This is a genomic window from Sphingobacterium sp. FBM7-1, assembly GCF_020687765.1.
Lineage (GTDB): Bacteria > Bacteroidota > Bacteroidia > Sphingobacteriales > Sphingobacteriaceae > Sphingobacterium.
The window spans coordinates 110,443-132,006 of record NZ_JAJEWJ010000006.1; the positions used below are offsets into that span (position 1 = coordinate 110,443).

General features: G+C 42.3%; 25 protein-coding genes. 4 read left to right on the forward strand and 21 right to left on the reverse strand.

Features of this window, described 5'->3' with window-relative positions:
* Nucleotides 1-129 precede the first annotated feature (129 nt).
* Nucleotides 130-795, forward strand: coding sequence for a tRNA (5-methylaminomethyl-2-thiouridine)(34)-methyltransferase MnmD (gene mnmD, locus LKO28_RS11585; protein WP_227695031.1), 666 nt, complete (start codon nucleotides 130-132; stop codon nucleotides 793-795).
* Between the two features lie 109 nt (nucleotides 796-904).
* Here the strand turns inward: mnmD and LKO28_RS11590 are convergent, their stop codons facing one another.
* The 6 genes from LKO28_RS11590 to bshA form a co-directional block, all read right to left on the reverse strand.
* Nucleotides 905-1,408, reverse strand: a complete 504-nt coding sequence (locus LKO28_RS11590; RefSeq protein ID WP_227695032.1) for a peptidylprolyl isomerase — start codon at nucleotides 1,406-1,408, stop codon at nucleotides 905-907.
* 206 nt (nucleotides 1,409-1,614) lie between these two features.
* Nucleotides 1,615-2,118, reverse strand: a complete 504-nt coding sequence (locus LKO28_RS11595; RefSeq protein WP_227695033.1) for a SixA phosphatase family protein — start codon at nucleotides 2,116-2,118, stop codon at nucleotides 1,615-1,617.
* Nucleotides 2,119-2,130: 12 nt separating this feature from the next.
* Nucleotides 2,131-3,105: a sugar phosphate isomerase/epimerase family protein gene (locus LKO28_RS11600; protein WP_227695034.1), complete on the reverse strand. Its 975-nt coding sequence runs from the start codon at nucleotides 3,103-3,105 to the stop codon at nucleotides 2,131-2,133.
* 145 nt (nucleotides 3,106-3,250) lie between these two features.
* On the reverse strand, nucleotides 3,251-3,814 hold the full coding sequence (gene frr, locus LKO28_RS11605) for a ribosome recycling factor (protein ID WP_227695035.1): 564 nt from the start codon (nucleotides 3,812-3,814) through the stop codon (nucleotides 3,251-3,253).
* Between the two features lie 26 nt (nucleotides 3,815-3,840).
* A complete protein-coding gene (pyrH, locus tag LKO28_RS11610) occupies nucleotides 3,841-4,545 on the reverse strand; it encodes a UMP kinase (protein ID WP_227695036.1) in 705 nt (234 codons plus the stop codon).
* A gap of 65 nt (nucleotides 4,546-4,610) precedes the next feature.
* Nucleotides 4,611-5,747 (reverse strand): N-acetyl-alpha-D-glucosaminyl L-malate synthase BshA, encoded by a 1,137-nt coding sequence (gene bshA / locus LKO28_RS11615; protein ID WP_227695037.1) that lies wholly within the window; start codon nucleotides 5,745-5,747, stop codon nucleotides 4,611-4,613.
* Between the two features lie 114 nt (nucleotides 5,748-5,861).
* Between bshA and arfB the strand changes: the two genes are divergently transcribed.
* A complete protein-coding gene (gene arfB, locus LKO28_RS11620) occupies nucleotides 5,862-6,269 on the forward strand; it encodes an alternative ribosome rescue aminoacyl-tRNA hydrolase ArfB (RefSeq protein WP_227695038.1) in 408 nt (135 codons plus the stop codon).
* Nucleotides 6,270-6,351: 82 nt separating this feature from the next.
* On the opposite strand, the gene LKO28_RS11625 is transcribed toward arfB, so the two are convergent.
* The 13 genes from LKO28_RS11625 to LKO28_RS11685 all read right to left on the reverse strand — a co-directional run bounded on the left by LKO28_RS11625 (nucleotide 6,352) and on the right by LKO28_RS11685 (nucleotide 16,845).
* On the reverse strand, nucleotides 6,352-7,035 hold the full coding sequence (locus tag LKO28_RS11625) for a phosphoribosylaminoimidazolesuccinocarboxamide synthase (protein WP_227695039.1): 684 nt from the start codon (nucleotides 7,033-7,035) through the stop codon (nucleotides 6,352-6,354).
* Nucleotides 7,036-7,089: 54 nt separating this feature from the next.
* Nucleotides 7,090-7,371, reverse strand: a complete 282-nt coding sequence (locus LKO28_RS11630) for a chaperone modulator CbpM (protein ID WP_227695040.1) — start codon at nucleotides 7,369-7,371, stop codon at nucleotides 7,090-7,092.
* A 3-nt stretch (nucleotides 7,372-7,374) separates the two neighbouring features.
* Nucleotides 7,375-8,289, reverse strand: a complete 915-nt coding sequence (locus LKO28_RS11635; protein WP_227695041.1) for a DnaJ C-terminal domain-containing protein — start codon at nucleotides 8,287-8,289, stop codon at nucleotides 7,375-7,377.
* Nucleotides 8,290-8,362: 73 nt separating this feature from the next.
* Nucleotides 8,363-9,931, reverse strand: a complete 1,569-nt coding sequence (locus LKO28_RS11640) for a M28 family peptidase (RefSeq protein WP_227695042.1) — start codon at nucleotides 9,929-9,931, stop codon at nucleotides 8,363-8,365.
* 27 nt (nucleotides 9,932-9,958) lie between these two features.
* A complete protein-coding gene (gene rpiB, locus LKO28_RS11645; RefSeq protein ID WP_227695043.1) occupies nucleotides 9,959-10,396 on the reverse strand; it encodes a ribose 5-phosphate isomerase B in 438 nt (145 codons plus the stop codon).
* An 11-nt stretch (nucleotides 10,397-10,407) separates the two neighbouring features.
* A complete protein-coding gene (tatC, locus tag LKO28_RS11650) occupies nucleotides 10,408-11,280 on the reverse strand; it encodes a twin-arginine translocase subunit TatC (protein WP_227695044.1) in 873 nt (290 codons plus the stop codon).
* Nucleotides 11,281-11,363: 83 nt separating this feature from the next.
* The gene (gene accC / locus LKO28_RS11655; RefSeq protein ID WP_227695045.1) at nucleotides 11,364-12,725 is read right to left on the reverse strand and encodes an acetyl-CoA carboxylase biotin carboxylase subunit; all 1,362 of its coding nucleotides are present in this window, start codon (nucleotides 12,723-12,725) and stop codon (nucleotides 11,364-11,366) included.
* Nucleotides 12,726-12,747: 22 nt separating this feature from the next.
* Nucleotides 12,748-13,233, reverse strand: a complete 486-nt coding sequence (gene accB / locus LKO28_RS11660; protein ID WP_227695128.1) for an acetyl-CoA carboxylase biotin carboxyl carrier protein — start codon at nucleotides 13,231-13,233, stop codon at nucleotides 12,748-12,750.
* A 96-nt stretch (nucleotides 13,234-13,329) separates the two neighbouring features.
* Complete coding sequence (locus LKO28_RS11665; RefSeq protein ID WP_227695046.1) at nucleotides 13,330-14,328, reverse strand: beta-ketoacyl-ACP synthase III; 999 nt, start codon at nucleotides 14,326-14,328, stop codon at nucleotides 13,330-13,332.
* Between the two features lie 6 nt (nucleotides 14,329-14,334).
* The gene (plsX, locus tag LKO28_RS11670) at nucleotides 14,335-15,273 is read right to left on the reverse strand and encodes a phosphate acyltransferase PlsX (protein ID WP_227695047.1); all 939 of its coding nucleotides are present in this window, start codon (nucleotides 15,271-15,273) and stop codon (nucleotides 14,335-14,337) included.
* A gap of 104 nt (nucleotides 15,274-15,377) precedes the next feature.
* On the reverse strand, nucleotides 15,378-15,569 hold the full coding sequence (rpmF, locus tag LKO28_RS11675) for a 50S ribosomal protein L32 (RefSeq protein ID WP_227695048.1): 192 nt from the start codon (nucleotides 15,567-15,569) through the stop codon (nucleotides 15,378-15,380).
* A gap of 14 nt (nucleotides 15,570-15,583) precedes the next feature.
* Nucleotides 15,584-16,120 carry a YceD family protein gene (locus LKO28_RS11680; protein ID WP_227695049.1) on the reverse strand — a complete coding sequence of 179 codons (537 nt, stop codon included), beginning with the start codon at nucleotides 16,118-16,120 and terminating at the stop codon, nucleotides 15,584-15,586.
* Nucleotides 16,121-16,182: 62 nt separating this feature from the next.
* Nucleotides 16,183-16,845 carry an epoxyqueuosine reductase QueH gene (locus LKO28_RS11685; protein WP_227695050.1) on the reverse strand — a complete coding sequence of 221 codons (663 nt, stop codon included), beginning with the start codon at nucleotides 16,843-16,845 and terminating at the stop codon, nucleotides 16,183-16,185.
* Nucleotides 16,846-16,981: 136 nt separating this feature from the next.
* On the opposite strand from LKO28_RS11685, the gene LKO28_RS11690 reads away from it, so the two are divergent.
* Nucleotides 16,982-18,073 carry a hypothetical protein gene (locus LKO28_RS11690; protein WP_227695051.1) on the forward strand — a complete coding sequence of 364 codons (1,092 nt, stop codon included), beginning with the start codon at nucleotides 16,982-16,984 and terminating at the stop codon, nucleotides 18,071-18,073.
* Nucleotides 18,074-18,105: 32 nt separating this feature from the next.
* Complete coding sequence (locus LKO28_RS11695) at nucleotides 18,106-19,212, forward strand: hypothetical protein (protein WP_227695052.1); 1,107 nt, start codon at nucleotides 18,106-18,108, stop codon at nucleotides 19,210-19,212.
* Here LKO28_RS11695 and LKO28_RS11700 read toward each other — a convergent pair.
* Nucleotides 19,196-20,044: a transglutaminase-like domain-containing protein gene (locus tag LKO28_RS11700; protein WP_227695053.1), complete on the reverse strand. Its 849-nt coding sequence runs from the start codon at nucleotides 20,042-20,044 to the stop codon at nucleotides 19,196-19,198. The two genes, LKO28_RS11695 and LKO28_RS11700, sit on opposite strands and share 17 nt — an antisense overlap.
* Nucleotides 20,045-20,240: 196 nt before the next feature.
* On the reverse strand, nucleotides 20,241-21,410 hold the full coding sequence (locus LKO28_RS11705; RefSeq protein WP_227695054.1) for a MalY/PatB family protein: 1,170 nt from the start codon (nucleotides 21,408-21,410) through the stop codon (nucleotides 20,241-20,243).
* Nucleotides 21,411-21,564 lie beyond the last annotated feature (154 nt).

The following is a 21,564-nucleotide window of genomic DNA, read 5'->3' on the forward strand; positions in this document are numbered from 1 at the left end:
ATTAAATGAAATACAAAATTACGAAATGCTTTCACAAGATAGGAATTTGCAAAACTTTGTAAACTATTTAGAATAGTTCTACATAGCTGTTTGGTTTTTAGTTGTAAATTTGCAGAAACATACTTCAAAATGCAATTTGTCATAACAGGTGATGGGTCGTCTACCCTATATCACGCTCAAGTAGGAGAACATTATCATTCTAAACACGGGGCATTTCAAGAAAGCCAACATGTTTTTCTTCGTTCAGGATTGGAATGTAGCTTACAAAATCGTGAAGGGGAGACCATAGCGGTGCTAGAAGTGGGATTCGGTACCGGATTGAATTTCCTATTGACCGCTGATTATACGGATACCCATGGAATAACCTTGGAATATACAGGCGTTGAAGCCTACCCTTTGTCAGAAGATATCATTTTCAAAACAGGCTACGATAACTTTGTAAAGCCGCATATATGGGAAAGTTTTCAGCAGTGTTACCGGAAAGCTCAAATCGCCCCGACTGATTTTACGGCCACAGTACAGCTAGAGATAGCTGTCCAAAAAGTTCTGGAGTTTAGCTCGGCACAGCAGTTTGATGTAATTTATTTCGATGCTTTCGCCGCCATACACCAGCCCGAAATGTGGACAGAAGAAACGTTAGCACATGTAAGTTCGTTTTTGAAACCAGGTGGTGTATTTGTTACCTATGCTATAACCGGTAATTTGAAACGCACGATGAAGGCTTTAGGTTTTACTATCGAAAAAATACCAGGAGCGCCCGGTAAACGCGAAATGTTACGAGCGACTAAATTGTAAGAAAAATAAATTTGATTGTCGAGCGAAAAAAATAAAAATAGGATAGGTGAGAATAGGATAGGAGTATGTCGGCCGTCACAAAACGGGCCGACACATCCAGCATTCCTATTTATTCATGTCCCGATTGTCCGTCAATGCCATGAGCATGTCCGTGGGCAAGCTCGTCTTCCGTAGCCGGTCGAACAGCTAAAATCTCGACATCAAAATTCAATGTTTTACCAGCCATAGGATGGTTTAAATCAGCTACAACCGCTTCTGGTGTTACTTCAACGACCACTGCACGGAATTGGTTGCCCTCGTTGTCTTGTAGCGGTAACACTTCACCTACCGGTGGCAATCCAGTTTCCTGAAACATATCTGCAGGCAGTTGTGCTACTGCACGGTCATCTTTTTCTCCATATGCATCGTTTGGCTCTAAAGTAAACGAAGTTTTGTCGCCTTCATTTAACCCTGCAATGTTTTCTTCAAATTTGGGAAGCATCATGCCTACGCCATATAGAAAGGTTAAAGGATTTTCCGTGTTGGTTTCTTCTACAAAAGCTTTTTCTCCGTTTGCTTCTACGGTGTGAAGCTTGTAATTCAATGCAACGACATTGTTGTTTTCTATTGCCATTTTGTTTAATTTATTGGGACGAATCCCTGTTATTATGTATTAATTTCAATAGTCCTGCCACAAATTTTTGAGACAAACTACATGAACGATTCTTGCAAAGGTAGGATTTTGATTTCATTCCGTCTTTATCTTTTAACAACGGGAGTTCACTTTTGTTCCACCTAAGGTGATTTTGTTTGGAACGTAATGTGCATCATTTTCCCCCATTACTCGTATTCCGTGATAACCTGTTTTAGCGTCGCGGTATTGGCAGATAGCAGCGAATAGTCGATTGTTTCCTCCAGTTCTAAGCAGGCGGCGTGAGCCGTTTTAAGATCGATATACTGATCGGTAGTATAGGCAACCAGCTCGGAAAGGCCAGGATTATGACCGAATAACAGCACGTGATCAAACTTGTCTCTGATATCATTGAGGCGTTTCATTAAGAAAAGATAATGCGCTTCGTATACTTTGGGTTCCCAAACGATACTGTTGACAGGATAACCGAGAATCTCGCAGAAAATTTTGGTGGTTTGCATAGCCCGATTGGCTGTCGAAGAGATGACGAGTGTTTTCTCCAGATTGGTCGGCAGGTGATCGCGTAGTTTTTGCGCAATAAGGGTAGCGCGGTTGATACCTTTAGGAAGTAAATCTCTGTCAAAATCGTTTTTGTCGAAGGTAGGTATCTCTGCCTTTGCATGTCTAATGATATAAAGCGACTTCCGTTCCATATTTGCTTTTTCTTATTTCGCTAAATGTTTTTTTATATAATCGTAACTTTTTTGTATGCTTTCAAATTTGTTAGGCATGTAAATATCGTCCTGTTCAACGAATGCATATTTTAATCCGGATTTATCGGCATAGTCAACAATCCTTTTAAAGTCGATCGTGCCCGTACCAACCTCCGTATACTTTATTTCTTTCATGATTTCTTCAAAATCTGCATCGTCGAAGCCTTCGCCCACAACAGGATTGCTGTATGCTCTGTCCATATCCTTTATATGCCACATCGGAAATCGGCCCGGATATTTATCAAAATAGGATTGCGCATGGAGGCCTGCCTTTTCGATCCAAAATAGATCGAGCTCAAAATCTACTAGGTCAGGCTCCGTAAAAGCAATAAGGATATCCAAGCCCCGGGTGCCGTTCCCAAAGCGTCGAAATTCCCAAAAATGGTTATGATAGCCTACTTTAATGCCGGCTTTTTTGGTCATTTCACCCAACTTGTTAAGCTGCTCTGCAGCATATTGGTAATCCTCGGGTTGCAAGTTGTTTAAGTCATACATTGGGGTGACAGGCGCTATGATATAGGATTGACCAAGCTGGTGCGCTACTTCAATATATTTTTCGATGTTCTCGTGTTCTGTCGCCTTTCTATCAAGATATTTCGATAAATCATAATGACCACTGTGCGTTTTAAGGTTATTATCCTCCAGTACGCGTTTAAGTTCGGTAATAGGAAGTTGCCAATACGTGCCTGCTGCCGTATCAAGACCAAATGTCTCTACATGCTTGTAGCCGATTTTTGCGACTGTATTTATGGTTGCGATGGGGTCTTCATGGATTAAGTCGCGAATAGAGTATAGCTGAAGTCCAAGATTGTGCAAAGGGCCACGTCCCGATAGATCATTCTGGCAGGAGAACAGGTATGGGCTTAGAAAAGCGGCAGATAAACTTAGTCCCGCCTGCTTTAAGAATTTTCTTCTCGTATGTTGCATACTTTTAATTTCTTTAAAATTGGTATTCCAAGACGGAAGTTAGACAAAAAATACGGACGAAAAAAGGATTCTATTTTTTTATAGAATCCTTTCTTATCTTTTATGATTTTAACTTCTCGAAGTTATCCTTCCGAAATTGGAATTATTAAACCGTCATGATATCTTTTTCTTTCAATTCAGCAAGCTGATCAACTTTAGCAATAAAGGAATCGGTAAGCTTTTGGACTTCTCCTTCGCCCACTTTAATTTCATCTTCTGAAACCCCGTCACCTTTTAATTTCTTAATAGATTCATTAGCATCTTTACGGATATTTCGTATAGCTACACGGCCTTTCTCCGTTTCTTCCTTCACTTTCTTTACTAAATCCCGACGACGTTCTTCCGTTAGAGGCGGAACCGCTAAACGAATAATAGCCCCGTCATTCTGTGGGTTCAGTCCGATGTTGGAGTCTACGATAGCTTTCTCGATGGTACTGATTAAATTTTTCTCCCAAGGTTGAATAACAATCGTCCGCGCATCCGTCGTATTGATATTACTGACCTGCGAAAGAGGGGTCATGCTTCCATAATAATCTATAGAAACTCCATCTAACATAGCAGGAGAGGCTTTGCCTGCTCTGATTTTAGTCAGCTCAGATTCGGTATGTGTCACGGCCTTAGCCATGTTTTCTTTACAATCGTCTAATTCTAAGGATATCAGTTCATTCATATCTTTATATATTTCATTTTGTAATATTAACTAACAACCGTACCGATATGGTCTCCGTCGGCCAGCTTCTTCAGATTGCCCGGTTTGTTCATGTCAAAGACAATGATAGGAAGATTGTTTTCCTGACACAATGTAAATGCGGTCATGTCCATCACGTTTAGACCTTTTTCGTAAACTTCGTGGAAAGAAATCTTCTCGTAACGTTGAGCAGAAGGATCTTTTTCCGGATCCGCGGTGTAAATACCATCTACACGTGTGCCTTTTAGCACGGCGTCGGCATTGATTTCTATCGCCCGTAAGGAAGCAGCGGTGTCCGTCGTAAAATACGGATTTCCTGTTCCTGCGCCAAAAATTACGATTCTTCCTTTTTCAAGATGCCGGACAGCCCGTCTACGGATAAAGGGTTCACATATCTGCTCCATTTTAATAGCAGTTAGTAAACGCGTTTTTAACCCTACTTTTTCTAGCGCATCCTGTAAGGCCATACTGTTAATTACAGTTGCTAACATTCCCATATAGTCCGCTTGTACGCGGTCCATCCCAGCTTTTTCGGCACTTAAACCCCGGTAGATATTTCCTCCACCGATCACTATTGCAATTTCTAAACCTTGACTGTGAATTTCTTTGATATCGTTTGCATATTGCATCACGCGATTGATGTCAATACCATAACTTTGTTCGCCCATTAAGGCTTCTCCGCTGAGTTTGAGTAGGATACGTTTATATTTCATGTCTTTTTTTGGAGTATTTCCAAAAGCCAAAGATAAAACTTTTTTCGTAGCCTGCCACGATTATGTTATCCTTTTTTAACCTTCTCGATGACCTCCTCATAGTAGGACTCATATAAAGGCAGTATCCGGGTGATATCAAACTCTTTTGCACGGGCAAAGGCGGCGTCTTTAAAAGCTTTCAGGCGGTTACAGTCTTCTAACACATGGATGGCATGTTTAGCCATGTCATCCACATCGCCTACGTTACTGAGAAATCCGCTAACACCGTGTATGTTCAGTTCGGGTAATCCGTCGGCATTGGAGGAAACCACGGGTACTTGGCAAGCCATCGCTTCGAGTGCAGCTAATCCAAAACTTTCCGAAGAAGAAGGCATCAAAAACAAATCGGATACCGATAATATTTCCTCTATCGCATCTTGTTTGCCGAGAAAACGTACATCTTGGCTTACGCCCAATTGCCGCGCTAGCTCTTCTGCATTTCTACGCTCTGGGCCGTCGCCTACCATCAATAGTTTGCTGGGAATTACTTGATTTACCTTTTCAAAGATGCGGATAACATCTTGCGTATTTTTAACTTTTCGGAAATTGGAAGTGTGAATAATAATGCGTTCATTCTCCGGAGCGATAGCACGTTTGAAATGTTCTCTGCTTTTATTATGAAAACGAGAGAAGTCGATGAAGTTAGGTATTACGCGCACATCTCGTGTGATTTCAAAAGAATCCAGCGTTTGTTGACGTAGATTTTCCGAAACTGTCGTTACACCATCGGACTGGTTGATCGAGAATGTCACCACCGGGCTAAAGCTTTTATCTTTTCCTACTAACGTAATATCCGTTCCGTGTAGGGTGGTAACTACCGGAATGTGGATGCCATACGATGCTAATATCTGCTTTGCCAAATACGCTACTGACGCATGCGGAATAGCATAATGTACATGCAATAAATCTAATTTTTCGAATCGCACGACATCTACCAATTTACTGGCTAATGCAGATTCGTATGGGGAAAAATCAAATAATGGATATTGCGCTACGGCCACTTCGTGATAATAAAGGTTTTCCGAAAAAAAATCTAGCCGAGCAGGTTGAGAGTACGTAATGAAGTGGATTTCATGTCCGTTGGAGGCAAGCGCTTTGCCGAGTTCTGTCGCTACTACACCGCTCCCGCCAAAGGTGGGGTAACATACAATGCCTATTTTCATTCCAATAATTGTTAATTCATTCGTGTCTAATGCCACAAGTATTTATTCTGGCAAAGATAAGGATGCTTTTATAATTGCTTTGCAATAATTAGTAGAAATGCTTAAATTTAAATTATGGACAACGAATCCTTAAAAAAGGAGTTAACATATAGAACTTCCCGTTCAGGAGGAGCCGGAGGACAACATGTCAATAAAGTAGAGTCAAAAGTAACGTTAATATGGGATATCCAGACATCTCAAGTCCTGACCGAAGACGAGAGGACTCGTGTTTCTCATAAATTAGCAAACCGATTAAATGGAGAAGGCGTATTACAGATGGAGGCTTCCTCTGAAAGAAGCCAGGTGAAGAATAAGGAAATCGTTACGGAGCGGTTTTTGAACCTCCTTCGTCAGGCATTAAAAATAGAAAAGAAACGGGTGGCGACTAAAGTTCCGAAGTCCCAAATCCTGGATCGGCTAGACCGGAAGAAAAAGCAATCCCAAAAGAAACAGAACCGTAGAAAAAATATCAACTTTGACTAAAGCATTACCCCGCCCCCCGCTTAAAAGTGTCTAAAAAGTCTTACAGTAGGATAGGATCAAGATGGGGTACCCCATCTTGAGGTTAACTTAAAAAAGCTTGTTCTAGGTCTAAAGGAGCGATATAGACGCCGTCTTTATAAACGCGCATGTTCCCACCTGAAATTTCGTCGATCAAAATAAGCTGATTGTTGGAGGCATCATAGCCAAACTCCAATTTAATATCATAAAGATCTAGTCCTTTTTTCGCCAGTTCCGCTTTCACGATATCGCATATTTTGCGGGTTAGATCGACAAGTTCATCGTATCGTTCTTTGCTTAAGATGTTTAACATAGCTAAAGCATCTTGAGAAATAACCGGATCACCACGTTCGTCATCTTTAATAGTTACTTCTACGAAGCGGTCCAGATCTTGTCCTTCTTGGCAGTACGCTGCGTAACGTCTGTAGAAACTTCCAACAGCTTTATAACGACAAATTACTTCCAGGCCTTTTCCCAATACTTGTGCATTCTTCACGACCATAGATACATCTTCGATATCTGCTGAAATATAGTGTGTGGGAATATCAAGGCTATTCAACCGTTCGAAAAAGTATTTCGTCATTTTCAGTCCCGATTTTCCCGCACCGTCAATCGTAAGGCCTACGGTGTTAGCTCCCGGATCGAAAACGCCGTTTTCTCCGGTCACATCGTCTTTAAATTTCAGAAGGATCTGGCTGTTTTCCAGCTCATAAACATCCTTTGTTTTGCCTTTATAAATAAGTTGCATTGTTTTGATTTTTATGGCTCGCAAAATACGAAAATTCCGCTAATTGCTCGAGACCTACCGATTTATTTCCGTACGTAAAAATCTAATTTCTTCTTGAAGCCGTTCAATTTTATGTAAAAGGTGTTGTGCCACCTCTATACCCTGAAGGTTTATTTCCAGATCATAATGCCAAGTAGCAAATTGTTCCAATGCTTTCAATTCTTCTTCTTTAACGAATTCCTCTTCGTCCTGTGTCACCACTTCAATCAAACCGTTGCTAGAGAGATTTCGAATAAATTGCAGCTCTATTTGGTGTGATTGGCAGATGTCTATTATCCTGATTAATGTCCTTTCCATAGCTTATTTCTTTAAATTGGCTAATTGCTGAAATAATTCTTTCTCTTTATCGCTGAGATCAGTAGGAAGTTTCACATGCAATGTTACATACAAGTCCCCGAACTGCCCCTCTTTTTTATATATCGGAAAGCCTTTCCCTTTTAGACGTATTTTAGTTTCATTTTGTGTTTCCCGCTTAATTTTGACTTTGATTTTCCCGGCAAATGTATCTATTACGGTTTCCCCACCTAATAATGCGGTATAGAGATCGATATCTTGTACGGCGTAGAGGTCATGCCCTTTGCGTTGGAAATGAGCATCTGGTTTAATGCTGAATGTTATATAAAGATCGCCGTTTGGACCACCATTAATCCCTTCTCCACCTTGCCCACTAAGCTTAATTTTTTGACCGTTTTCTACCCCCGCCGGGATCGTAATCCGTATGTTCTTACCGTTTACGGTAAATGTTTGTTGATGGGTGGTATAGGCTTGTTGTAAAGTCAGTTCCAGGGTAGAATGATAGTCATTTCCCCGGAATTTTGTCTGTCTCCCACCACCGTGTCGGCTACCAAACATTTGTTCGAAGAAATCAGAGAACTCACCTGTATCATAATTTCCCGAGTAATCGAAATCAAAACCTTCAAACGGATTTCCTGAAGCACCTCCGCTAGCGCTGCGACTCTGTTGTTGTTGCGCCTGTTCATAAGCTTCTCCGTGTTTCCAGTGTTCGCCATACTGATCGTATTTTTGTCGCTTTTCCGGATCCGTCAATACCTCATTGGCCTCGTTGATTTCCTGAAATTTCTTTTTCGCCTCCTCGTCATCCGGATTTAGATCTGGATGGTATTTCCGCGCAAGCTTCCTATACGCTTTCTTAATATCGTCTTGGGTAGCATCTTTATCTAGCCCAAGGATCTTATAATAATCTACAAAAGCCATATGTTATGATTTGTATTATCATAACAAGATGGCTTTTTTTTTGTTTTAACAGGAGTCAAGTCCTAGTTAGAAACTATTTTTTATTAGCATCTACCGGCAAGCGTTTATCACGATTCGCGATTTCCCAGGTGATATGGAAAACTAGTTTCTCTCTCTTTACCATCATCGGGAAGTCGATTTTATCTACCGTGTCTTCCGGTGTATGATAATGGGGGTGGAGCCCCGAGAAAAAGAAAGCCGACGGAATACCTTTCTCAGCGAAATTGTAATGATCAGAGCGATAATACAGACGCATTGGATCATTTGGATCATCATACATATAATCCAACTCCATTTGGGTATAGGTGTCGTTTGCAGTTTCTGTAATCACCTTGAGTTCCGTACTTAATTTGTCGAGTCCTATGGCGTGGATGTAATTGTGATTTCCGTTCAAATGTTTGTCGTCTATACGGCCGATCATGTCCATATTGATACAAGCCACGGTGTTTTCCAGTGGGAAAATAGGGTTTTCTACATAAAACTTGGAGCCGAGTAGTCCTTTTTCTTCAGCTGCCAAACCAATAAATAATATGCTTCTGCGGGGACCTTTCCCATCTTTTTTAGCTGCTGCAAATGCACGGGCTAGCTCCAAAATACCGACTGTACCCGAACCATTATCGTCTGCCCCCGGGAAGAATGTTCCATCTGGCAATATACCGTCATGATCATAATGCCCCACGAGGACGACAAGTTCATCTTTTAAATCGGTACCTTCTAAAAGGCCCAAGACATTTGGATCGGCTAATTGTTCTTTGGTGATGCCCATTTCAGCCTGCACGGCTGCGGGAATAGTAAAGGTGGTCGTCTTATTTTTTTGTTGTTCAAGGGAGGTATTCCGCTTAGCCAGTAATTGATTGGCTAATTCGGTAGAAATATTGACTACAGGTGCTTTTGTTGTTCCTTTAACAACCGTGTCTCCATCATTTAAAGCGAAACGACCGCCTACTAAACGCTTTCCAAACCGCGCCATGTTTTGGTCTACATAGTCTCCCGTAGCCAAAATCATTTTTGGATTTTTCTTTAGCAGTTCCTGTACACGCTTAAACCGGCTACTTGCCCATTCTGACATTTTTGTACTGCCGGTAATACGCGAATTACCGTTTGCATCGGTGGGTTCGCCCTCGTTTATAACCAGAACAATCTTGCCTTCGATGTCGATACCCGCTAAATCGTTGTGTTTCTTATCTTGAATACCATAACCCACAAACACGATATCATCGGCTTGGTAGCTGCTGTGTACATTATCGCCCTGCACAAAAAAATCGGTACCGTTTTCATAAGCCTTTCCGTCTAAAACGAAATCTTGTACCTGATAAGCAATTCTGACTAAATCGACTGGCTGAAAATAACGGCCATTAACAGGGGCTTCCAAACCATACGCATGGAACTGTTCGGCAAGGTAATGGGCCGTTTTTTCGCCGCCTTTTTGTCCCGTGCCACGTCCTTCAAATTCTGGCGACGCCAGCAGTGTTAAATGTTTCCTTGCTTTTTCCTCTGTTAGGAGATCTGCATATTTCGTCTGTACCGGATCGGGTTGTTGTGCAACAGCACAGCTATGGAGTACAGGTATAAGTAGGAAAGTTGTTATCCAATTTTTTACCATTATTAAGAATATGTAGGAGAAATTCGTTTACATACAAGCTATTTTATTAACACGTGTGCCATGTCGGCCACCTTCAAACTCCGTCGTTAAAAATGTTTTAATAATTTTCTTAGTGAGTTCGATGTCAATAAACCGAGCGGGGATACAGACGATATTCGCATTATTATGTTGTCTCGCTAATGCCGAAATCTCATTTTGCCATGCAATAGCCGCCCGGACGCCTTGGTGTTTGTTGGCTGTTATAGCGACACCGTTGGCACTTCCGCAGATCAAAATCCCCAGTTCGTTTTTACCTTGTTCGACGCTACTTGCTACAGGGTGAGCGAAATCTGGATAATCAACAGAATCTGCAGTGGCCGGACCGAAGTCTTCTACAGTGTATCCCTCTTCTTGTAAAAAATCTAACACCGCCGTTTTATAGTCAAATCCAGCGTGATCGCTTCCTAGTGCAATTTTTTTAGACATGATCGTTATGTTTATTTCTGTTTATAAAATTCTTTTTCTTTTTCAAGATTGCGTTTATAAACGCTTGCAGACACCATGATACTTAATTCGTAGAGTAAGAACATAGGGGCGCTTACGGTTAAAAGTGTGATGACGTCCGCGGTTGGTGTAATGATGGCGGCGATGATTAAAATAATCACTACAGCATATCTTCTGCTGGCACGCATAAAGGCCGGCGTCATCAGACCCAATTTAGACAATATAAATATGACGATGGGTAGCAAGAACACAACGCCACACCCCAATGTTAATGTCGCAATAAGCGATAAATACGAGTCAATGGTAATCTGATTGGTAATTTCATCACTTAAAGATACATTACTCAAGAAATTAACTGAAAGCGGCACAACAATATAATAACCGAATAAGGCACCGATAACAAATAACACCGTGGCATAGAATACAAAACCACGGGCAGAACTCTTTTCCACTTCTGTTAGGGCAGGCTTTACAAAAAGCCATACTTCGAATAACAGATAAGGGAAACCCAATGCAACCGCCATGAGTAGACAAGAGTTAATCTGCAACATAAATTGCCCCGCCATTTCCGTATTGATGATGTTAAACGGAATGCGATTCACACAGAAGCCATCCAAACTCAGTAAGTCACCTACTTTACACATCATTCGATACGTCCAGAAGTCGAGGTTTTTAGGCCCCATGATAATGGAATTGAATACGAAATCGTAAAATGTAAAAGATAGAATAGCGAAAACAGCAATGGCGATTACCGAACGGATAATATGCCACCGCAGCACTTCAAGATGCTCAAAAAATGACATTTCCCCTTCGAGATTCTTTCCTTTTTGTTTAATAGCGTCGATTAACTCTTTTGATGTTGACATGCTAAAAATGTTGTGTCTGAAACAAAACAAAAATACCATTCTTATTTTGAAGAATGGTATTTTAACGGTATGTAAACGAAATTTTATTCGACCTCTTCGTCCGGATATTCCGTAAGGTCAAATGTTTCCATGAACTTTGTTGTAAAATTACCTGCTCTAAAATTTGGATCGCGCATTAGCCGTATATGAAGTGGTATCGTTGTTTTTACCCCTTCAATGACGAATTCACGTAGTGCCCGTTCCATGGTATTGATAGCCTCCTCGCGCGTTTGTGCGACACAGATGAGTTTAGCAATCATCGAGTCGTAATTCGGTGGGATGCTATAACCTGCATATACATGGGTATCCACCCGTACACCATGTCCACCAGGTGAATGAAAGTTGGTGATCTTACCTGGAGACGGACGGAAGTTATTAAAAGGATCTTCCGCATTAATACGGCACTCAATCGCGTGCATCGTCGGCTCATAACTCTTTCCCGAAATCGGAATACCGGCAGCCACTTTGATCTGTTCTTTGATAAGATCGAAATTGATGACTTCCTCTGTAACCGGGTGCTCGACCTGGATACGGGTATTCATTTCCATAAAATAGAAATCACGATGCTTATCGACTAAAAATTCAATCGTACCCGCTCCTTCGTAATTTACAGCTTGTGCCCCTTTGATGGCCGCCTCGCCCATTTTCGCACGCAATTCCGGTGTGATAAATGGAGAAGGTGCTTCTTCTACCAGTTTCTGATGGCGACGTTGTATGGAACAGTCACGTTCAGAGAGGTGACAAACCTTGCCATACTGGTCACCGATCACTTGTATTTCAATATGACGGGGATCTTCTACGAATTTCTCCAAATAGATTCCATCGTTACCAAATGCCGCTCCAGCTTCTTGACGGGCAGAGTCCCACGCGGGCTCAAACTCGTCATCATTCCACACGATACGCATTCCACGTCCGCCGCCGCCGGCAGTCGCTTTTAAAATGACCGGATAACCAATCTCCTGGGCCAGTTTAATACCTGTTTTTACATCAGGAACCAAACCGTCCGAACCCGGAACGGTAGGTACACCTGCCTGTTTCATGGTCTCCTTTGCAGAAGCTTTATCACCCATTTTTTCGATCTGATCGGCTGTAGCACCAATAAATTTGATGCCGTATTCGGCACATATAGCTGAAAATTTAGCGTTCTCAGAAAGAAATCCGTATCCAGGGTGGATCGCGTCTGCATTTGTTAATTCGGCAGCAGAAATGATATTTGGTATACTTAAATAAGAATCTTTACTCGGAGGAGGTCCTATACAGACCGCTTCGTCGGCGAAACGTACATGCAAGCTGTCACGATCCGCTGTAGAGTAGACGGCAACACTCTTAATGCCCATTTCGCGACAAGTACGAATGATGCGAAGTGCAATCTCTCCTCTATTTGCTATTAATATTTTTTTGAACATCTTTTTTTATCTCACATCCAAACTAAGAAGGATCAACTAAGAATAACGGTTGATCGAATTCTACAGGCTCTGCATCATTAACTAATATTTTTACGATTTTACCCGAAACTTCCGATTCAATTTCATTAAAAAGTTTCATGGCCTCGACGATGCATAGCACTTTTCCGGGCGTGATCTCGTCACCTACGTTCACAAACAAAGGCTTATCCGGACCCGAAGCGCGGTAAAAAGTTCCGATCATGGGTGATTTCACGGTGATAAGGTTTGATGCTTCCGCAGCAGGAGCACTCGGCGCTTGTACTATTGGCGCTGCCGTTGCTGCTGGTGCAGCAGCCGGTTGTTGTTGTGGTAATGCTACAGGAGCTGGAACCGTTGCGGTAACATAGGTTGGTTCCTGATTCGTTTTGATGGTGATTTTAAAGTCTTTTTCTTCAATAGCGACTTCGTTCACACCTGACTTCGCAACAAATTTGATCAGGTCTTGAATCTGTTTAATATCCATACTCATATTTCTAGTAGGTTTCATTTGTATAAACTTCTTATGATAAATTTTAACCCCAGATTTAAGGTTAATAGATAACCGGGGTAAAGTTAAATAATATTTTTATGCTTTTGTATAAGCCCACTTGAGATAAACTGCTCCCCAAGTAAAACCGCCGCCGAAAGCCGCTAATATTAAGTTGTCTCCTTTTTTTAGTTGGTTTTCCCACTCCCATAAGCATAGGGGGATTGTACCGCTGGTGGTATTTCCGTATTTATGGATATTGACCATAACTTTGTCTTCTGACAGGCCTGCACGTTCGGCAGTAGCATCTATGATACGCTTATTCGCTTGGTGCGGTACGAGCCAATCCACATTTTCCGATGTCAAATGGTTTCTTTCCATGACCTCAACAGCTACTTCAGCCATGTTCGTAACCGCAAACTTGAATACGGTACGCCCTTCTTGATAAGCATAATGTAAACCCGCTTCTACGGTCTGATGAGATGCTGGGTTGAGCGACCCACCACCTTTGATGTTTAAATAAGGGCCGCCAGAACCATCCGTTTTCAGAACAGCATCCATGACGCCGTTATTTTCTTCATTCGGCTCTAGTAATACACACCCACAACCGTCGCCAAATAAAATACAGGTGTTACGATCTTCGTAATTCACGACCGATGACATTTTGTCGGCGCCCACAACCAATACTTTTTTATGCTTACCGGATTCAATAAATTGCGCACCCGTCGTCAAACCGAAAAGAAATCCAGAGCAGGCCGCTTGCAGATCGTATCCCCATGCATTCTTTGCTCCGATTTTATTTGCCAGAATGTTTGCCGTTGCCGGGAATAGCATATCCGGCGTACTCGTACAAAAGATAATCAGTTCAATTTCTTCCGCAGAGATACCGCGCTTTTCCAATAAGCCTTTAACAGCCGGAACAGCCAAGTCTGATGTTGCTTTGCCTTCACCTTTAAGTATTCTACGCTCCTTTATCCCAGTCCTGGTTACGATCCATTCATCGTTTGTATCGACCATGGTTTCCAACTCCTGGTTCGTGAGGACGTAGTCGGGAACATACCCGTTTACTGCCGTGATTGCAGCATGTATTTTTGACATATATAATTAATTGAAAGCAGACCTGATTTTATCGATGATTTGTGATTCAATCATGTCTTTTGATAATAAAACCATGTTTTTGATAGCTTCGGGAGTCGAGATGCCATGTCCGATAATAACAGGGGCATTTACGCCTAAAATAGGGCTACCGCCATACCGTTCGTAATTGAATCTATCAAAAAAATCATCCTTCATTCCCTTTTTTAGCGTAACTACATAAAAAGATTCGGCAAGTTTCAATACCACATTACCCGTAAATCCATCGCATACATACACATCTGCAGCGTCTGTGAACAAATCGCGACCTTCGGTATTGCCGATAAAATTTATCTTTTTGTTCTGTTGGAGTAGGGGGTAGGTTGATATGGTTAAATTGTTGCCTTTTTCTTCTTCTTCTCCGATATTTAACAAGCCGACTTTGGGAGTCTCAACGCCATAAATATACTGCATGTATAAGCTTCCTAAGGTGGCAAACTGGGAGAGCATTTCTGGCTTGCAGTCCGCATTTGCGCCGACATCCAATAAAATACCGTACCCGCTTTTAACCTTAGGTACATTCGTTGCAATTGCAGGACGAAGAACACCGGGAATTGTTTTTACACTGAATACAGCACCAACCAACATCGCCCCTGTGTTACCAGCTGAAGCAAAAGAGTCGATTTCGCCCTGTTTTAACAGGTCAAATCCTTTTGCGATACTAGAATTGGGTTTTTGGGTAATCGCTTTGGTCGGATGTTCATGCATGCTTATGTTTTCAGGCGCATGTATGAAATCAAATTTTTCGGGATCCGCTCCAGCGTGCTTTAACCGCTCGATGGTGTCTTGTTGATCACCGATAAGGACAAGACGTTGTCCCTCCTGTAGTACTTTTTGAGCTGCTATAGCTCCATTTATGGTGGAGTCGGGGGCGTAATCCCCGCCTAAAACGTCTAAACCAATCTTCATTCGTTATTATTTATCATCAATAATACGCAAAAACATCCCAAATTAAAGTATAAAAATTAAATTTTACACCTATTTGGGATGTTTAATTTCGTTGAATGATCTCGTTAGACAGCAGCGGTGTTTTCAATAATCAATTTTCCGTTGTAATATAAATTACCATCTACTGTATATGCACGATGCGGTGTGTGTACAGCACCTGTCTCTGTGCATACCGTTAACGTAGGTCTTTCTGCCTTATAATGTGTTCTTCTTTTGTCTCTTCTTGATTTAGAAGTCTTACGCTTTGGATGTGCCATCTCGTATCTCTGTTTTAGTTATTTTTAATTTTCTTTAATATATCCCAACGTGGGTCTGTGTCTTCTTCGTCTGTGTCGCTCTCTAAATCTGCAGAGCTGCCTAATTTCGCTAACATTTCCGGATCGCAGCTCGCATTTGTTCCCTGTTCCGAACATTTCTTATAATAAGGAACGCGAACATTAATGTACTCGTAGAGCAGATCGGCAATGTCTAACTCGTAATCCGTTTTGGATAACGTTAATACTTCCTCGGTGTCTTGTCCCCACTCATCTTCTGTAAATTTAACCAAGATACGCTCTTCAAAATCTTGCGGCGCATCAAAGGCGGTTAAGCATACATCACAGGTTAAACGAACCGTGCCGTATACATGAAAGTTCACAATCAGCATGTTTTCCCGCTTTTGCAGTTCTACATCAGCCTGGAGCTTTCCCTGCTTTACTAATGAATGTTCAAAACAATCAAAGAACTTATCACCTACCTCAAACTCGAAATTGTGCTTTCCAGTAGTTAATCCTGAAAAAGGGATTCTATAGTATTTTAGCTGTTTCACAATCTGTATTCGAGCGTGCAAAATTATATATTATTTCAGTAAAAAGGAAACTTTTTACGAAATTATTGTTCGTCTTCTCCGTAGTAGTATTTACCGAGCTCTATTTTTTCTCTACCGTTCGCCATACGCCAACGGTTGGTGTCACGTAAAGAATAAGCGCAGCCACAATATTCCTGCATGTAGAATTTTTCGCGTTTGCTGATTTCCAGCATACGCGCTGAGCCGCCTTTCTTCCGCCAGTTTAATGTCCAATACTCCATATTATCATGCCGCCCGGCAGCCCTTAGGCCACAATCGTTGATCTGTTCCATGTTTTTCCAACGCGAGATGCCTAGCGAACTGGATATCACGTCGAATCCGTGGGCAGCCGCATATTCTGCCGTTTTTTCAAAACGCATGTCAAAACACATGGTGCAGCGGATACCGCGTTCGGGTTCATCTTCCATTCCTTTGGCTAACTCAAACCAATGGTCCACATCATAGTCTGCATCGATAAAAGGAATACCATGTTTTTCTGCAAACCGGATGTTTTCCTCCTTGCGCAAATCATATTCTTTACGCGGGTGTATATTCGGATTGTAGAAATAAATGGTAAAGTCAATGTCCGAAGTAATTAAAGCTTCCATCACTTCTCCGGAGCAGGGTGCACAGCAAGAATGCAGCAGCAACTTCTTCCCCTCGTTCGGCAAATTAAGCTTCTCTCGTTTAAACTCCTTATTGTCCATGATCGCAGTGCATTTAAAATATGATGCAATTTTACGGAAAACTGCTAGATTATACAAAAGTTCGTTGCGGGTTGTCGCAGGTTTGCCGATATACCCGTTTATTTTTTACTTTTGTAACGTATGACTCAATAAATTTATGGCTAAAATATCCCCTATATATTATGTCTTCGCGATGCTGGCGCTTATTCTTGGGTTTTACGCCTGCGAACGGGACGACGCAGAACCCAATTTGGAGATGCGAAAGTTTACGCGCTTATATGTTTCTTTTGAGGAGCATCGCTTAAATAAGCAACCGCCGGATACCAACGTTAGGATTATATATCCGGCAGACTCCTCTGTTTTTGTTTTCAATGGTCGACATCGATCGGAAATTCAAGGTGGTGGGCCGATTTATTTTGAGCCTCAATTAAACGTATTATTTCAAGCTAGTGTTAATCGAGCAGGTTCCAATGATACGTCCATCGCTGTACTGAGTATGGGATCAACAGGGTCATTAAACAACTCGGGTCTACCCAAGAGTCGTTATTATAATAGTGTAAGGGGTATGGTGTTCCATCGGCGTGCGAATGTTCTCTATATTGTGAATGGTGCGGGACCGGACGCAGGCGTATATGTGATGGAGCGCCCCCGATATGCAAACCGGGAAACACAGCCCGTTAAGAAATTAAGGAATAGTAGCTTGGCGATGTGGGGAGCAGCTTATCAAAACGAGCGGCTTTTTACGTCGAAAACAAGCGCCCCGGGCGGGATTTATGTTTTTGAGGATATAGCGAATGTAGTGGTGAACGATCGGGACTCTGTCGGTCCGTTAGATCCGACTCGTATATTATTAATTGAGGGCGCAGCAAATAATCTACGTGGACTGTTTTACGATACGGTTAAAAACGTGTTGGCGGTGAGCCAATTGGGCGATGGAACAACACCTGGGAGTGGGCGCATTCTTATTTTTGAGAACTTTTCTGAGCAGGTGGAAGAGGAGACGATTACGCCCACGCGCGTGATTACGGGAGCGAATACAGGATTGATTTCGCCGGTAGATGTGGTTATTGATACGCGGGAGACCGGTGTATACTTATATGTAGCAGATCGCGAAGCCCGAAAAATATCACGGTTTAAGTATACGGATGATGGGAACATCGCGCCCGATAAGGTAATCGATACTTCGGAGTTGAAAGATGGCCGAACACCGGTCAGTATTACGTTGGACACTCGTGAACATGAGCTGTAATAATTAATTTATATTTTGTAAATACGTTTGATATGTCAAAAAGCCGGCTTCTATATGGTATATGTCTTTTTTTCGCGCCTGTCGTTGGTTTTGTTGCCTGCGAAGAAGAGGAAGATGTAGGGCCGGGATTAGAAATTGCCCAGATCTCCCGTCTTTATGTTTCTTTTGAAGAATACGGAACGACCGATGAAAGGCCCGATACGACCATTCGGGTTATTCAGCCGGCAGATTCGTCTGTTTTTGCCTTTCGGGAAAGCCATCTCTCCCAAGTACAAGGTGGTGGTGCGATTTATTTCAACCCCTATGTGAAAACTATTTTTCAAGCAAGTGCGAACGACGGGGGGCAGGATACGGTTATCGCGGCGGTTAGCGTCCAAAGAACCGGATTGCTGAATAACGCCGGCAATGGTATTCGTAGTAGATACTATAATCAGGTGAGAGGTTTTGTGTATCATGCCGCGACACGATCTCTTTTAGCTGTAAATGGGGCCGGGGAAGGTGCAGGAGTATATGTAATTGATAATCCCACGAATACCGGCATCCAGAAACAGCCTTATAAAAAATTAGTTAACCCGGACCTTAATATGTGGGGGGCTGCTTATCAAAATGATCGGCTTTTTACAGCTAAGCTTAGCGCACCAGCGGGCATTTACATGTTCCAGAATCTAACGACGATGCCGGTCAACGCCAGCGATTCGGTGGCTACCTTGCAGCCGGCTCGTACCTTCCAGATTGAAGATGCTACTACTGATCTTCGTGGATTGTCTTATGATACGATCAAGAATGTGCTGGCCATTGCCGAAATGGGTGATGGAACTCTAGGGAATGGACGAATTCTTATTTTCGAAAACTTTTCCAATATCGTAAATGGCAGTTCGGATATCATTAAACCTACGCGCGTGATTACGGGGCCTCGTACGGGGCTAGTCGCTCCTGTAGATGTGGCGATGGATACAAGGGCCGGTGGGGTGTATTTATATGTGGCAGACCGTGCCGCTAAAAAAATATCCCGGTTTAAATCGACGGACAATGGCGACGTAGAACCCGAAGATGTGCTCGACACTTCCGAATTGGGCTATGGAGTAACGCCGGTAGGGTTGGCGCTGGATGCTCGAGACGATTCTACGTTGGGTCGATAAGATTCAGTAATGATTGTACTTCCTCCCGTTTTTCGTTATTGTCCACATATTCATAGGCAGCAATAAGATTGCGTAGAATGCGTTGGATAATCGCTATATTCGTGCATGGTTTTACATAGTCATCGGTAGGTGGCAGGTTTAGTTGTTGGAGAAATGCCGTAATATCCACTTCCCGCATAATCTGTCCGCGGTTGAACACATTAATGTAAAAAAGAACCTCATCGGGATTTTCTTCATTCATATAGGCCAGCACAAAATGTTTCGGCAGATTAACACCATAAATAGGTATGTCTAAGCGTTGGGCAACGATACTGTATATACAAGCTAATGAAATAGGATTGCCTTTCTTGGATTCGAGCACCTTATTAATAAAAGAGTTTTGTGGGGCATGAAAATCGGAGGTGTTACCGGATAATCCAAACTCACGGAAGAGGATGTTATTCAGAAGCTTGACCTTTTCAATCGGACTCATGTCATACATCAAATGATACCAGGCATTACGCCGCAGTTCTGCCAGTTTACCGTATACTTCCTCCTCGCCTAAGTTGGGATATTGGTATCGGTTAATGATCAGTAGGCCGTCCAACAGGTCTTCTTGGTTGCTTAATTTCCATAGCTGGAGATCATTTTTAACCTGATTGAACTGGATTTTGTGTATAATCTGTTCTACCCGTTCCTGTAAAAGTACATCGAAAGACTCCTCCCATGATGCTTCCAATAAAGGAATCACTTCTGGTCCGCACGTGATTAGCTTGTCTTCCAACACTTGGTAGATTTCCACATCCGGATCATCCAGTAACGAAATCAGTGCTTTTAACTCCTGCTCAGTCATCCGTACTAATATACGGGTTTTTAAGTTCTTTTATCCATGCGTGTTTATTTATAATAGTATGGATGAGCGCTTCGTGGTTTTCGCTCAAAAAAGAACCAAAGCCGAGCGAAGCGAGCTCATGGATACTAATAGACAAGAATTCATAAAAATCGTCGCTTCAAATACTTCCATAGATGCATAACAATGGGAAGTGCGATCAAGAATGATGACTTCGTATCCGTTTATATGCTCGGTGTAATCGCTGCAGGCCTTCTTCGAGTAGTAAACGGGAGCAAGCGATATTGATGCGAAGGAAATCATCTCCGGCTTGACCATATTTGCCCCCTGCCTGTAGCCATAATTGTTCCTTTTCCAATAAACTTTCTGCGAGGGAGGAGGAGGGCATACCTAATGCGCTACAGTCCAGCCAAACTAAATAAGTAGACTGTAGCGGAATAACGGTAAGCAGCGGGAGATGTTTCTGGCAAAAATCCGTTAGGTATACATAATTGTCATGAAGGTATTTTTTGAGTTCTTCCAGCCAGGGCTCCCCTTTTTCATAAGCAACGATCAAGCTGTCGATGGCAAATACATTTAACATCGTCATTTCCCATTTTGTTAATACCGCCCTTGTCCTGCTACGGAATGATGCGTTTTCAGTGAAGAAATAGGCAACTTGTAAACCTGCTAAATTAAATGTTTTGGAGGGGGAAGAAAAAGTAATGGACGTTTTCGCATGAGCTTCTCCTAAAGACGCAAAAGGGACATGTGTAAAATCGTCGTACACCAAATCGGAATGGATTTCGTCGGATAGCACGACAACATGGTGACGAATACATATATCCCCAAGTTGTTGTAACTCGTCACGTGTCCAGACCCGACCGGCAGGATTATGGGGGTTACTAAATAGCAGTAACTTTACAGCAGGATCGGCAGCTTTGTTTTCTAGGTCGTCAAAATCGATCTGATAATCTCCGTTTTCATACAGCAGATTGTTCGCTACGAGCTCACAATGACTTTGGTTGACGGTGACAAAAAAGTGATTGTATACCGGAGGTTGTACTAGGATTTTGTCACCAGGGGACGTTAATGCTTCGACCGCCGCAGCAAGGGCCGGCATAACACCTGGCGTAGCCACGATCCAATCCTTTTCAACCTGCAGTGCATGTCTTTTTTTCCACCAATTCGTGATGGCGTCATAAAAAGTGGGCGGGGTTTCGGAGTAACCAAATACGCCGTGTGATGCTCGAGCTATTAAGGCTTCTGTTATTTCCGGGGCCGTTTTGAAATCCATGTCGGCTATCCACATGGGGAGTACATTCGGTTTGGACCATTTTACACTTCCAGTATCTGTTCGATCGATGATTTCATCAAAGTTATATGGCATATTTCTTTTTTCTTATCGTGTTATACAAACTTAAGAAATTACTCTTCTTCATTTTTTCCTTGCTGAAAAAACGAAGCAAAAAAACTCAAGGCTGGCATTGTTCCGCTTGAATGGTCTTTTTCATCATCTTACGCGTAAACGGGGCCGGATTACT